Annotated in this window: 8 protein-coding genes and 1 pseudogene; 2 read left to right on the forward strand and 7 right to left on the reverse strand. The window is 65.5% G+C overall.

From position 1 onward, the window contains the following. Window positions 1-186 (reverse strand): annotated as a pseudogene (locus HET64_RS39270) (hypothetical protein); the annotation flags it as partial. Between the two features lie 63 nt (window positions 187-249). Between HET64_RS39270 and HET64_RS26920 the strand changes: the two are divergent. Then, on the forward strand, window positions 250-585 hold the full coding sequence (locus HET64_RS26920; RefSeq protein WP_215109754.1) for a hypothetical protein: 336 nt from the start codon (window positions 250-252) through the stop codon (window positions 583-585). On the opposite strand, the gene HET64_RS26925 is transcribed toward HET64_RS26920, so the two are convergent. The 6 genes from HET64_RS26925 to HET64_RS26950 all read right to left on the reverse strand — a co-directional run bounded on the left by HET64_RS26925 (window position 582) and on the right by HET64_RS26950 (window position 13,544). Continuing rightward, a complete protein-coding gene (locus HET64_RS26925) occupies window positions 582-1,073 on the reverse strand; it encodes an SUKH-4 family immunity protein (RefSeq protein WP_215109755.1) in 492 nt (163 codons plus the stop codon). The genes HET64_RS26920 and HET64_RS26925 overlap by 4 nt on opposite strands. Before the next feature lie 68 nt (window positions 1,074-1,141). Then, entirely contained in the window at window positions 1,142-7,561 is a 6,420-nt protein-coding gene (locus HET64_RS39700) for an RHS repeat-associated core domain-containing protein (RefSeq protein WP_308370387.1), read from the reverse strand. A 446-nt stretch (window positions 7,562-8,007) separates the two neighbouring features. Continuing rightward, window positions 8,008-11,514: a LamG domain-containing protein gene (locus HET64_RS26935; protein ID WP_308370388.1), complete on the reverse strand. Its 3,507-nt coding sequence runs from the start codon at window positions 11,512-11,514 to the stop codon at window positions 8,008-8,010. A 461-nt stretch (window positions 11,515-11,975) separates the two neighbouring features. Then, window positions 11,976-12,869: a hypothetical protein gene (locus tag HET64_RS26940; RefSeq protein ID WP_215109756.1), complete on the reverse strand. Its 894-nt coding sequence runs from the start codon at window positions 12,867-12,869 to the stop codon at window positions 11,976-11,978. A gap of 15 nt (window positions 12,870-12,884) precedes the next feature. Further along, window positions 12,885-13,187 (reverse strand): histidine phosphatase family protein, encoded by a 303-nt coding sequence (locus tag HET64_RS26945; protein ID WP_215109757.1) that lies wholly within the window; start codon window positions 13,185-13,187, stop codon window positions 12,885-12,887. A 12-nt stretch (window positions 13,188-13,199) separates the two neighbouring features. Continuing rightward, the gene (locus tag HET64_RS26950) at window positions 13,200-13,544 is read right to left on the reverse strand and encodes a histidine phosphatase family protein (RefSeq protein WP_215109758.1); all 345 of its coding nucleotides are present in this window, start codon (window positions 13,542-13,544) and stop codon (window positions 13,200-13,202) included. 246 nt (window positions 13,545-13,790) lie between these two features. On the opposite strand from HET64_RS26950, the gene HET64_RS26955 reads away from it, so the two are divergent. Beyond that, window positions 13,791-14,114 (forward strand): winged helix-turn-helix domain-containing protein (locus HET64_RS26955; RefSeq protein ID WP_215109759.1); only part of this gene is annotated, 324 nt, incomplete at its 3' end.

Consider the following 14,114-nt stretch of genomic DNA (forward strand, 5'->3'; position numbering starts at 1 on the left):
CATGCGGTTCTTCTCCGGCCTGGGCTCCCCGGCCTGTTGGAAGCCGAGGCCCAGCCCGCTCTCCCGCCGCAGCCAGATATAGGGGCCCGTACGGTCCACGATCGGTCGGCCGAGCAGCTCGGACCAGCTCCCCGGAGGGTTCAAGCTCGGCATCAACCCCGGCCTGGTCAAGCACGAGGAGCACATGAGGGAGATAAAGGTAAGGGCGACCTGTAGGCGGTCATCATCAACGTCGCAGTCAACGCCTGAATGGCCAGCCACATCCACGGCGAGGACGGCTGCGCCGGCTGCGAAGGCAGCCGCAGCGATGTCGGGCACGACTGGGAGGAGCGGATGCAGATGATCAGCGAGCTGCGGCCGAACATCACCAAGTGGTTCGACACGACGTATGGACCGCCGCAGTCAACGACGCCGGCTATACCGTCACCCGCCTTTGATCGGACGACCACCCTTCGCTCATACCTGTCCACGAACGTTGCTGCCCGTCAGTCCACTCATACCGGTGCGATCGGCGAGTCCTTTGCTTCCCCGGAGCGGGGAAGCATCGAGATCGGCATCAGCGCCACCAGATGGGACAGTCCTTAACTAAAATCTCCATTTATAATATCCCATTTGAGTTCGTACCACAGATTCCCTTCGGTTGCGTACGCCTCCGGATCGGCGTGGCGTACAAAATCCTCCACGTCTTGCGCAGCGGCATCCCAACTATCGCCGCCTTCGTCTGCATCAAATGGGTATCGCTCGATGAGGCCGCGGACACACAGGGAGAATCGCTCGAGGTTGGTATTAACCAGGACCACATGGTCCAGGCTTTTACCGGATTGCACCACGTGCCCGGTGTGCGGATCCCATAGGATACTTCCGAACAATCCAGTGCTGCCGAATTTGACAAATTCCCCATGCGTTCCAATCGTAACAAGCTCCAGGGAATCTAGAGCTTGATACACCGACCCGACCGCCTCATCTGGAACATCGAAATATTTTGGCACACCGGGATCCTCTACGGGTTCACGAAAGTGCAGCTGAATCATCGAAAACTGGGGGGATTCCTCGTCGATACTTTCGTTACTCATTATCATTCTTTCTGTATTGGTGTAAGCGTGTGGCGCCCGAAGAGGGGCGGGCGCCACACTATTTCACATCAGGGCGAGTTGAAGAGTGATCTTACCGCATCCTTCAAATCGGCATTAGCCTTAGCGCGTATCGCGTCCTGCTTGCCTCGGTCCGGGTGGTTCCACTTGAAACTCCACGAGACAAACGGAATATCCTTGACCAGGCTCTCGCACTTGTTTGAGCAAGGCTCCCGCTCGGAATATAGCTCGACTATTTTCCTCTTCCCGGCTTGCTGAAACAGATGTTCTTCCGCGTGAACGTGTTTGTTCGACTTTCCGACGATTATGTTGCCGTCGTCCAGTCGGGCGGCCGCGTAGTTCGTTAGTCCGTTGTTCTTTTCGATGAGTCGTTGCAAGCGGACCGACTGACCCAGGTCTGTCGTTCCGTAGCCGACCTTCCCCTTTCCTCCTCTTCCCGGCTTGTGCAAAAACATCGCGGCGAGCGCGCCGGGGACTAGGTATGAGTCGCCATCAACATTGATGCCTTGCTGCGCCGCCCAAGCGTCGTACTGAGCCCCGATATCACATCCGCCTGCGACCTGATTGTCGCCCCAGCAGCTGGTATTGACCGATGTATAGACCAGCTCAAGGCTATAGGCGATGTTCCTCAGCAAGCCCGCAAGTACTTCTACGGCGATGCTGACTCCGCTTAGAGCGTGACCTTGGGATCCCCCTGCATCACCCTGGCCAGCATTTGCTGGGCTTGTCGATCCGGTCCCTGAATCCGTGTTGCCAGCGGTTCCGCCGCCGCCACCGCCGTCGCCGCCGACGTCGCTGCCACCACCACCGCTTGGACCGCTCGTGATCGGAGGGAAGGCGGGATCGGAGTTGTTCCCGCCGCCGCTGCCCGGTTGGCAGTGTCCGTTGCCTGGGTCGAGGCAGGTGCCTGTGGGATCGGAGTAGGTGACGGGGCTGTTTGCCGCGTAGCTGTAGCCGTTGAGCGTCTGGTGTTTCGTCGTTTCAAGGAGAGCGTCGACGCTGATGAATTGCCCGATGGTGGGGTCGTATTCGCGGGCGCCGATGTGGGTGAGGCCGGTGGTCTTGTCGTCGGTCTTGCCGAGGAAGGACTTGTCGTCTGGCCAGGTGCCGGTGGCATTGCCTCGGGTGGAGCCGAAGGGAGTGGTGTAGCGCTTGGTGACGGTTTGTGTGGTGTCTGAGGTGATGGCGATTGAGCTCGTGCTGTGGTGGTCGGCGGCGAGGAAGCTGATCTTCTCGGTGCCGGTCTGGTTGGAGCGGATGGCGATGGTGGATCCGGCCGCGCTGTAGTAGCGGTTGGCCCACTTCTTGCCGGACTTGAGGTGTACCTCGGTGTCGCCGAGGTAGAGGACGGTTTCTCCGGAGGTTGCGTTGTCGCGGCGGATGAGGAGCTCGCCGTCGGCGTCGTAGACGTAGTCGGTGGCGGTGGTGCCTTCGGTGAGCTTGACCGGCTTGCCCTCGGCGTTCCACTGCAGGGACTGAGTGGTGGTTGAGCCGGCCTTCTCGAGGCGGGTGGTGGTGTTGCCGGTCTTGTCGTAGGTGTACTGAGCGGCGGCTCCGGTGCAAGTGGAGGTGGTGGTGGCGGTCAGGCCATGAGGGTGGTCCGGGTCGTTGTAGCAGTAGGTGCGGGTGAACGGCGTGCCGGTGTTCTGTTTCTCGCTCTGGCGCTGCCCTGCGGTGTTGTAGGTGTAGGAGGTCCAGTAGGGGGCGGGGCCGCCGATGTTGGCGGCGGTTCGGCCTGTCACGGCGCAGTCGGCGGTCTTGGGTGTCCAGGCTTCGGTCAGGCGGTTGTTGCCGTCGTAGGTGAAGCACTGATTGTCCATGCCGGTGCCGATGTCGGCTTGGTCGGCGATGGCGGTGACGTTGCCCGCTTGGTCATAGGTGTAGTTGAGGTCCTGGACAGGGCCTCGGGTCTGGTCGTCGGTTGCCGCAGTGAGCAGGCGTCCGGTGCCGGCCTCGTAGGTGTTGGTCTGGAAGACCCGCTTGGTTCCGGCGGCGGTGGAAGTGCCGAGCTGGAGCTGGGCGACTTGGCCGAGAGAGGTGTAGCTGGCTCCCAGGAGATACCCGGAGGCGCCGGACAGACCGGTGATCAGGCCGCTGTCGGCGTTGTAGTCGGCAGTGACGGTCTCGGCCGCCAACCCGCCGCCAGCAGCCGATCTGAGGCTCTTTACCGTGCCGTCAAGACGGTAGGCGACCTCGGTGGTGCTGGTTGCCGTGACCGCGCCGGAGGTGACCAGAGCGTCGGTGGGCGGCAGGGCCACCGTGCCAGTGGTGGCGCGGTTCAGGGCGTCGTAGGCGGTGACCTGCTTGGTGTAGGCCTTGCTGCCGCTCTGGCCCTTGCCTCCCTCATAGCGGGTTGAGGCGACCGGGAGCCCCTTGGCTCCCGTGATTCCGTCGAAGGTCCACTCGGCCTGAAGGTTGCCGTCGGTGCGGCTGGTCTGCCACTGCTTGGTCTTGCGGCCGAGTTCGTCGTACTCGTAGAAAAGGACCTTGTTCTCGGAGTCTGTAATGGAGTCCATCTGGTCGAGCTCGGTGTAGCCGGTGGTCGACTTTCCCTTGTCGGGGTCAGTGGCTGTGCGCTGACGGCCGAAGAGATCGTAGGTGTAGGACCACTGGGTATCGTCGATATTAGTGATCGTCTCGGGCTTGCCGTCCCGGGTGTGGGTGTGTGCGGCACGGGTGTACGGGGTGCCGAGTGTGGCGCCGTACTGGGTGTCGTCCGGTTGGGTGCCGGCGTAGGTGCGGGTCTCCTTCACCCGACCCAGGACGTCGGTGATGGTGCGGCTGGCGTTCCCTCCGGCCGGGGCTGTGGTGGCGGTGGAGTCGCCGGTGTACGTGGTGGTGGTGTCCCACTTCTTGACGCCGTTGACCATGAACGTGGACTTGGTGGCGCGGCCGGCGCCGTCGTGGTCGGTCAGGGTCTGGGATCCGCTGCCGTAGGGCACCTTGGCGTAGGTGCTCGAGGGGGCGTTGTCCTTGTCGTAGACATCGGCGTACGTCTCGTCGGCGAGGCCTCGGGAGTCGTAGCGGGTGTCGGTGAGGATGCGGCCGCCGTTCGGCGAGGGGCCTTGGGTCTGGACCGGGCGCAGCATCGAGTCGAGGAGCGCGTAGACGGTCTTGTAAGTGGTGCCGTCGGCTTTGAGGGTGGCGACCGAGGTCCAGGGGGCCTTGTCGCGCTCCAGGCCGTAGGCGTACTTGGCGCTGGGGCTGTCGCCGCCGGATTTGGAGCGGTTGGGCATCCAGGTGGCGGTGATCCGGCCGAGCGCGTCGTAGGTGTTCTCGGTGCGCTTGAGGTTGGCGTCGAGGCTGTAGTTGACGGTGCCGCGGGAGGGGTCATGGTAGGTGCTGGACTGGTGGGCTTGGTTGTTGGAGGCCAGCTTGGGTTTGGTGACCACCAGGGTGGCCAGCGGGCCGGCGGCGGCCGGGTAGTAGGCGGTCGTGGTGGCGCGGCCCTTGGCGTCGGTCACCTTGAGCGGGCGGCCGAGCTTGGCGGTGGCGGTGTCGTACTCGGTGGTGGCGAGGGTCTGCCAGCCGCCGGAGACGGCGGGGTTACGGTCGGCGGTGCCGTTGGCGGCCGGGTATGCCTGGGCCCGTCCGGACCAGGTGGGCAGGCCCAGAGTGGGCTTCTGTCCCGGGGCCCAGCCGGTGACGGTGGAGCCGGCGGTGTCGTAGACGACGGCGGTGTCCGACAGGACGTCGCCGCGCTTGTCCTTGCCTTCCGCGAGGGCTGGCAGGGCGAGCTTGTCGTCGGTGTCGGCGCAGGCCTTGGCGACAGTGCGGGTCCGGGAGACCGGGCTGGTCAGACCGACGTCAGTGTTGCGGGCGTACCAGGTACGGGTGCAGGTCTCGTCACCGGTCGCCGACCAGTTGCCGTGGTCTTCGGTTCTGGTGACCATGCCGTACGTGTCGTCGAACGTGTTCGAGACGGCGGTGACACGCCAGCTGTTGCTCGCGGTGAGCCAGGTGCGGTTGTAGGTGCGGGCGGTGCGGATGTAGTGCGCTTTGATGTGGGCGTACGACTTCTGCTGGCTGGCGGTCTGCTTGGCCCACAGGTTGTTGAAGGTGGAGGCGATCGGGGTGCTGCCGTTGTAGGTGATCTGCTGGCGGAGCTGGCCAGCCCAGTAGTCGGTGTCGGTGGCATCGGATATGTCGGCCGATGGCAGGTCGATGCCTTGGACGGTGGCGGTGCGGGTGGTGCCGTCCTTCTTCTTGTCGCCGTGCATGCCCTGCATGTAGAGGCTGACGGTCTTGGACTGGGTGCCGCCGACTTCACCGCTGGTGGTGGTGACCCTCTGGTATCCGCGCCAGGAGGACCAGGTGCGTTCCTTCTCCTTGGTGAAGGGGTCGTCGTTGTAGTGCCAGCCGGGTGTCGCGTAGGAGTACTGGGATTCGGTGCCGGGGTTGCCGGTGGCCGGGTCGTTGGTGGTGACGGCGAGAACGCGGTACTTGTGGAACCAGTCCAGTGCGGGGTCACCGCCATTGATCGGCCAGTAGACGGGGTAGCAGGACTTGTTGTTGTCGTCCTCGGCGGCCGGCATGTTGCTGCCGCGCACACACTCGGTCGGGGAGAGCGCGACGGTGGTGGTCGCGCCGGTCTCGGAGGTGATGTGCTCGATGCGCGGACGCGTCAGCGCCAGGATGTCGTCGAAGGTGGCGTCGACGCGGTTGGGGCGCTGCTGGTAGGTGAATTCCACCGGTGGCGCGCTGATGGCCGGGGTGGCGGTCTTGCCGGTGCGGACCAGCTTGGTCAGGACCAGGCTCTGGTCGGAACTGTTATCGATGTCCTGGCCGTCCCAGAACTTCTGGGTGAGGGCGTAGGAGTCGACCGGGACGTAGGCGTCCGGTTCGGCGGCACGCGACCACGAGTAGGTGTCGATGTCGCTGAGCCGCTTGCGGGTGAAGAATGCCGGTGCTGTGCCCTTGCAGTCCGTCTCCGAAGAGGAGCAGATGGTGTCGAAGGGGACGTCGGGCCAGTTGTCTGCGGTGTCCTTGGTCAGCGAGGAGCAGTCACTGGCGGTGCAGCGCTCCTTGTAGGTGTAGGTCACCTTGCCGGAGGGCTGGCCGGTGAACAGGGTGTCGGCGCGCTGGCCGTAGCGGATCTCGCTTATGTAGCCGCCGCGGGTGTACTCGGCGAGCTTGGTCTTGTCGCCGTTCTTGGCGTAGTGGTTCGTTTCTGCCTTGTACCAGTAGGTGGCGGCGTTGTCGTGGACGTCGGTGACCAGGTCGAGGTTCCAGCGCCAGGCCTGGGTCTTGGCGCGGCCGGAGAAGCCGGTGCCGGAGGAGTATCCGGGTTCGCCGGAGTCGTCGCCGAAGACGGGGGCGGTCCAGACGGAGTTGGTCCGCTCGGTTCCAGCACCGGGGAGCTTGTTCAGGCCGAAGGTGTAGACCGTTCCGTCACCGGTGACGACCTTCCAGTACTCGCCCTTGCCGTCGCCCTTGCCGCCCACGATGTCGTCACCGTCGTCACCGTTGGTGGCGCCGGTCTCGTGGGTGACCTGGGAGGCGTCGTCGTTCTTCAGCCGCCAGACGCCCGTGCCGTCGTCCTTGACGAGCTCACTGGCCTTGCCGTTCAGCACGAGGGAGACGTTCTCGTACTTCCAGCACTGGTCGAACTTGTCGCTCTGGCCGTCGTCATCGCACGAGCCGTACTTGCGCTCGATGTAGGAGGAGGTCAGGTCAAACCCCTCACCGACCTGGGAGCTCTGGTTGTTGGTGTTCGCGGTGCGGCCGTCGATGCTGCCGGAGTCGTACGACAGAGCCAGCGACGGGACAGGGCCTGCGGCCGCCGGGGGGACGGTCAGCGGGTAGGACCAGGAGAAAGCGCCCGAGGAGGCGCCGGCTTCCCAGGAGGAGGAGGCCGAAAGCGCGGTCGCCTTGAAATCCCCCAGGCCAGAAGCAGAGGTCGCAGCCGTAGCCGTCAGAGCAAAGACGGTGGGGACGGAGATGGCCTCGGCCTTGTGGGGCACGGTACGCGCACTGCCGGTGTCGGCGGCGGCGATCGTGGTGCGGGCGGTGACCGTCTGGGCCTGGGGGTCGTTGACCGACTCCACCGACGTGGTGGTGCGGCACTTGTCCTTGTCCGGGTTGGTCAAGACACATGCGGGCATCTGGACGATTCCGAGTCGCCCGGCCCAGTCACCACCGATGGCTGAGGCGAACCCGGAGTAGTCCAAGGTGACTTTGGCCGTGCCGGGCTGCTCCGCGGTGGCAGTGAACAGGACGCCGGTGACGCCCGCCTTGTCCGCGGCCTTCTGGTCCAGGATTGTGATCTTCGCGGTGCCGCCTGCCCTGGACCGGGTCTGGCGGGAGGACGTGTCGGGGGTGACGGCGTCGATGGTCACCGGGCCGATCGGCTTCGCACCGGCGGCGTCCAGGTCGGTTGCGGCAGAAGTCTGCTTCGGCCATGTGGCGTGAGCACGTTCGGCCTCGGCACGGTCGAAGTTGCGCCGATCGTCCTTCTTCGCCGATGCCACCTTGGCACGGGCCTTGGCCGCGCCCGGTGTGGTGGTGTTCTTGACTGGTGTGGATTTCACATCGGATACGCCGGGACGGCCGGGGCGTTCGGCTGCCGAGGCGAGGGGGGTCAGCGATGTGGGTATTGACAGCACTGCAGCGAGGGAGACCAGCAGTGCTGTTCGTCTGGCTCGGTGGCGAGACGGTGGTGAGGAACTTTTGGACATGCACTCTCTCCGGGAGAAAAGGGCGGGAGATAGCCCCGTGCCGGCCGGCACGGGGATGATGAGAAGCGAGACCGCGATGGTTGACCGCCGGAGCAGAGAGTTGCTTCGGCGCATCTCGGCGGTATCCGGCTCGCCTGTGCCTTGCCAACTGCAGAGCCGCAGCCGCAAGCGCGCGGGTCCCGCAGCAGGGAGGGGTGTGTTCCCCGGGCTGTTGGGCCCGGGGAACGTCCGTCAGCGGGTCAGTAGCCGACGACTGCCGTGACCTGGGTCTCGTCGGTGACAGCACCGGCCCACAGGCGGATATCGGTGATACGGCCAGGCAGGAAGTTGCCCCACGCGCTGCTCAGCCAACCCTTGCCGATAGAAAGTTCACCGGTACCGGCCTGGGCGGTGTAGTCGAGCCGGTCACCCTGGATCCCGCTGCCGACGTACAGCGTGATCTTCCCAGTCCTGGAGTCGAAGGTGCCGACCAGCCCCACAGGAGTGTCCAGTGCAGCCAGATCATCGCTGGCCACAGAGGTTCCGGTGCCGTCGGCGGTCAGACGTCCGAAGTGCCAGCGGCCGACCGGAACGATCTTGGGAGGAACTGCATTCCCGTTTTCGTCCAGAACCGGGTTCTCGTCCTCGTCGAGGACGGGCTCGCTGATGGTGCCGGTCTTCTCGAGCCACAGTCCCCACGAGGAGCCGGTGGCTGTGCGCTGCCCCATGATCTGGGCGCGGTAGCCGTTTGGCTTGGAGGCCAGGGCTGAGGTGGTCACGGCGACCTCGGTGGCGACGGTGAACGAACCGGTGTCGTCCACCGGGCGGCGTGGCGCGGTGGCTGAGCCGGAGTCGCCGTTCAAGACGAGACCCGTACCGTCCAGGGACGCCCCGGAGCCGAGCGTCACCGTGTTGCCGTACTTGCTCAGATCGGTGAGCGAGGTGGCTCCCGCAGCGGCGGCCTCGGGATTGTAGTGAGCGACGAGCTCGGCATACGCCTTGCCACTGGTGTCCACCGGGTTGGCGTCCCTGGCGATGTCACCGGAGGCCTTCGCCTCCTGCCATACCGTGACTTCGTCGACCTCGCCGGCGAAGTGGTCGACGTAGCCGCCCTTGTGCTTCACCCGGCCGATCTGGAGCGGACCGGAAGACGGCCACGCGCCGGTGGTGAGGTCATCGAAGTTCTGCGGGACGCCGTTGACGTACAGATGCAGCTTCTTGCTCTGGGTGTCGACGACGCCGGCCAGGTGCGTCCAGACCTTGGCCGAGGCGGGCTGCTTGCTGTCGGCCCGCTGGTTGTCCAGCGATGTCGCAGCCGTATCGGCATCGGCCAGGCGGAAGCACCAGCGGTTGACGTTCTCGCAGTAGCCGAGGAAGAAGGGACTGGAGTGGGTGCCGTCCTGGCCGAGCACGGTGAAGTTGCGCCCGGTGGTGTCCAACCGGACCCAGGCCGCCACGGTGTAGGACAGCTGCGTTTCCAGCACTCTTCCGGAGGTGGAACCGTAGGCGGAGTTCGCCAGCGACAGCCCCTTGTCCTCACCGGTGGCCGTGGTCGCTCCCATCACACCGTCGGTGATGGTCTTCTCGGTTACCACCCCGCGACGGCCGTTCGAGGTTCGGGAAGCTCCGGCCAGGGTGACATCGTCACGCAGAGCGGGGGTTGTGGCGGAGAGGTCGTAGCCGACACCGGAGGTCTCGTTGAACGACCACTTGCCGAATGGGGCACCGCCCTCACCGACCAGGAAGCGGACCGTGTTCTCGCCGGTGCGGTTGAGGGAGTCCTTGGTCATCACGTTGAGAACGACCGTGCCCGAGTCCGTGGGGATGATGTTCTCGGTGACTGTCGCACCCGGCTTCCAGGGCCGCCAGGCAGCGTCACTGCTCAGCTTGTAGGCGTAGGCAACATTCACGTCACTCGTTCCGGCCGCAGGGCCGAAGGTCAGCTGCCCCGCGGTGCCGGGCTTGCCACCGAGTACACAAGAACCCGGAAGGCAGGCGCTGTAGACGGAGTTGAAGGTGATCGAGGGCGGCTTGGGTGCCGCACTGTCGATGGTGAAGTAGCAGAAGGGAGACGCACCGCTCCCGAGATACTTCGCGTACGAGGTGTCGTAGTAGGAGCGGGTGTACGAGGCGTACCGGTACTGCTTCCCATCAATAAGGGGGGTGTCCCAGGTCTTGTTCTGGTCCGCTCCGTCACCGACGTGGCCGCTGGTGGGCTTGAGCGAACCGGTAGAAGGCTCTGCAGAGTCTGACCAGTTGCCGTCGCTGTTCTTCACATCGATGTCAAAGTAGGCGCGGAGCATCGCACCGCTCTCGCCTCCGGAGGCGGTCTGCGGGGTCGCTGCCAGGTTCGGCGTCGGGTCGGACCAGACAGCCGGCCTGGCAGGGTCCTTGCTGCAGACCTGTCCCGTGCCGGTCTCCAAGCCGTACTCGGTGGGAACGGCGGGCTTGCCGACGTAGATGACTCTCAGCACCGCGTCGTCGTCGAACCGCTTCCACGCCACAGCGTCGGACTCGTCCTTGGCCTTCAGCATCAGCGTGAGCGTCGAGAACTTGCCCGCGGCAAAGTCCTTCACCGTCGGAGTGAGGTTCTCATCCGGCTCGGGGGCGTAGTCGCTGAAGGTGACGGGGGCGCGAGGCTGGGAGGGGCTGCAGGCGCTGCCGCGGCCATGGGAGACATTGCGGTCGCCCATCTGGTCCCAGGAGTTGTCCGACTTCGGACCGCCCGGCCCCGGCCACTTCGTGGACGCGGAGATGCCGTCGGTGCGCTCCAGGTCCACCCAGCGGGCGTCACAGGAGAAGGACCATGTCTCCGTCACCGTGAACTCGGCGTCCAGGACGTGCTTGCCCTTGAGATTGCCGGCGGTGAACTCGTAGTACATCCGGTTGGTGTAGGGCGTACCAGTAGTGCAGGAGTACCGCGTCCCGCCGATCACGGCGGAGCCGCAACGGCCCACACTCATCCCGTTGTCGCCACCGGAGAAGTCGTAGAACACATCGCCGTCGGAAGACAGCACGGTCCGTTCGGACTTGTTCGCATTGACCGCAGGGTCGATGTAGACAGGGAAGTCGCCCGGAGCGGTCTGCTCGATCAGGCTCGCATCAGGGGTAACGGTCAGCGAATCAGAGGAGACAGCGACATCCATCACCGCTGCCTGGTCACCGTCGCCAGGGCCCGCCAGCGGGTCGCCCTCCGCGGTGGGAGCCACCGGGACGGATTCGGCAGAGGCAGAGGCTGTGCGGGTGGCCGACGCAGATAGCGGGCGGCCGGCGAGGGACTGAGTGCTGACGCCCTCTCCCGCACTCTTACCGGCGGAGTTCCACATCTGGGCTGTAGGAGACCGGAAGACCGCCCGCCCGTTACCGTCCAGAGCCTCCATAGCGCCCACCGCACCCGTACGGATCGTCAGGCCCTCGGCAGCCATGGAGTACTCGATGGACTTCAGCTCCGGACTGGCCGCCGCCGCAGGTGTCTCAACCTCCAGCACCTGCCGGAAGCCCTCCACCGTAGCCGTCATGATCAGATTCACATCGGGCAGCACGTTCTCGTAGACCGCGCGTTCACCGTCAAGCCTCGGCTCGGGCAGCGCTCCGGGCCACCCCAGGGAGATCGTCTGACCGTCCTCACCAATGGTGACAAGACCGGCTCCCTTGCCACCAGGAGAGAACGTGAGGTCAACGGTCGCAGCCTTCGGTCCGATCGAACCGTCGGCCCGCTTCACCAACGTCGCGTCCGGCTCCTGCCAACCACCGCCGGGCTTCTCCACACGGACCGGAGCGATCGACTTCTCCAGCGTGAACGTCGCCCCGTCCGGGTTGGCAAAGGTCGTCTCGTACTCGGTTCGCTCCTCTACGACCTCGACCTGCTGCCCTGAATCAGAGGCTTGCGCCAGGGCGTTCTGGGACGGGTCAGCCGCTGAGGCAGTCTCAGGTACAGATGCCCGCGCGGAGGGCACCGCTATGAGCACCGGAGTGCCCGCAAGGAGGGCCAGGACTGTCAGCGAGGTGAGAATTCGACGTTTCCCCCCACGATGACCGCTTTGACCATATTGCAACGTTCTCACAAAATCCCCACGATTGCTTCAAAGGATCAATCAACCTGCACATAGAACAGTCACGATTACCCCAGGTCAACGGCCGTTACAGGAAAGCAATTTCCGACCGCACCCAACGTGCATGAAAGGTAAATACGGGAAGATTGTGAGGGACTGAACCATTTCCTTCTTGATCAGATGGCGAGTTCGAATGTGAACGACACGGACGACTGTGGTGGTTCAGGTGAAACTGCAGGGGGAGCTGTCGCAGGAGCGACCGGCATCTGAGGTTGGCCATGGTGCGTTCGCCGAGGCTGTGGATCTTGGTGCGATCGCGGTTGTGACGCCGATCCAAGCCGGCGGCTTTTTGCCCCGAACGGGACGCGTACAGCAGAGCCTGTGCCCTGATATGCCTTGTCCGCGCAGCACTTGACGTCGTCGATGGCCGAGCGGGAACCCTCCAGGCACCCAATCGCGCACATCGCCCGAGTATGGGAAAGCACGAGCAGCTGGGGAGCGTGGTGCGCGATGTTGAGCAGATGCGACGGGGTCCGGGCGCCGGCGGCGTGGACGTCATCCCGCCCGAGTACCGGGCCGTGCGCGGTGCGGTCGAAGACCAGCAGCGGCCGACGCGCCGCCCGGGCGCGACCGTGGCCGCAGGAGCGGCAGTCGCCTGCCGTTCCCGGTCCGGCCATGTGCCCGCAGCGGGCGCACAGCCGGACCGGCATGTTCCTGATGGCCAGCGTTCCGTCGGCCAGCCGAGCCTTGGTCATCTCCCGTGCCAGGGCGGCCGCTTGATGGCCGGTGTCGGTGAGCAGGCCGCCGACCGGGGCGGGGCCGGGTGCGTACTTCGCCGCGAGGGTCTGTTCTTCGCGCTGCTGCCTGCCGACCGTGTCCCGGTCTGGCGCGCGGCGGTGGCGCACGTCCCCGGCGAGGGTGACGGTGTTCCACAGGTGCGGCACCGGCGCAAGGCCGGGCAGTGCGTTCAGCGCCTCGGCGAGCCGGATGCCCGCGGCCTTGCCCGGCCGCTCGGCGAAGGTGAAGTCGCCGTTCTGTACCGGCCCGTTGAAGTAGGCGACGTCGTTCATCACGGAACTCCCGTCTCAGCAGTCCGGCTCGGCGGCACTGAACTGGTGGAAACGCCCGCTGCGGCGCTCGTAGACCAGGACTCCCGCGTTGAGTGTCTTGCGCACCCGGGCCTCGTCGACCAGCTCGGTCACCGGCCTGCGCTCCAGCACGCTGCGCAGCGCCAGGATCGCCGTGTGGTGGGTCATTGCCACCACGGCCGGGCCGCGTTGATCGAGGCCTTCGACGAACGCCGTCGCGCGGCGCAGTACGCCGACCGCCAGGGACTCGCCGCCCGCGCCCGGGGGCGTCCACAGGTGCTTGCGGGTCTGCCGGTCCACCTCGCACTCGGGCTAGGTCGAGAACAGCTCACGCTTGGTCATGTACGTGGCGTCGCCGTAGTGCTGCTCGTTCAGCAGGGCGGTGACGTCGGCGGGCCACCCGGGCAGCGCCAGTTCCACGGTGTCCAAGGCCCGCCGGTAGGGCGAGGAGTACACGTACGGTTCGCGGCCCACGAGTTTCTCGAGCGCGGTGCGCAGCCACTGGCACTGGCGGTAGCCGCGCGGCGTCAGCCCGACGAGGTCGCGGGACAGGGCGTGCGCGGCCTGGCTGTTCCACGGCCGTGGGTCCTGGTAGAAGCTGGTGTGCTTGGTCGCGTTCTCGATCGATTCGGCGTGGCGTACGAGGGTGAGGAGCATGCGTCACCCCCAGGTGAGACTGGTGAGGATCAGGAAGCACCCGTAGCCGGGCGGTCGCGGCAGCTGCGGTTCGGTGTGGTGGTCGCACTGGATGCCCGGCGAGCCCGTGGGCGGACCACAGCGATGGACCTCACCACCAACGGTGCGTTAGAACTAGGACTATCTTCGGCAGCATCCAACAAACCATCAATAGGGCTAGGACTATCGAGTGAGGTTGTCCGAATCCGCATGAAACAGGAGGTACGGATGAGCAGCCCCGCCTACCAGCAGATGGCCGCTGAACTGCGCGCCGCCATCGAGGACGGGACCTATCCCGCAGGCGGCACCCTGCCGAAAATCATCGACCTCGCCCAACAGCACGGAGTCGCCAAGCAGACCGCCCGCGAAGCCGTCGCCCGACTCGAAGCCGAGGGCCTGGTCGACGTCACCCGCCGCCGCGGAACCGTCGTCCGCACCCGGCCCGCCCGCCGACGCCTCACCCGCGGCCGCCAGGTCCACCGCGACGAACGCGGCTACTACTTCGACGCCTCCGCCCAGCCCTGGACCGCCCTCGAACCACCCGCCATCACC

Origin of the sequence: Streptomyces sp. McG3 (assembly GCF_018619185.1) — a bacterium.
Classification (GTDB): domain Bacteria; phylum Actinomycetota; class Actinomycetes; order Streptomycetales; family Streptomycetaceae; genus Streptomyces.

Bases quoted from the DNA above. Each gene is read 5' to 3' on its own strand.
- HET64_RS26920 (WP_215109754.1), top strand. From the start codon at position 250: ATGGCCAGCCACATCCACGGCGAGGACGGCTGCGCCGGCTGCGAAGGC.
- HET64_RS26925 (WP_215109755.1), bottom strand. From the start codon at position 1,073: ATGAGTAACGAAAGTATCGACGAGGAATCCCCCCAGTTTTCGATGATT.
- HET64_RS26940 (WP_215109756.1), bottom strand. From the start codon at position 12,869: ATGAACGACGTCGCCTACTTCAACGGGCCGGTACAGAACGGCGACTTC.
- HET64_RS26950 (WP_215109758.1), bottom strand. From the start codon at position 13,544: ATGCTCCTCACCCTCGTACGCCACGCCGAATCGATCGAGAACGCGACC.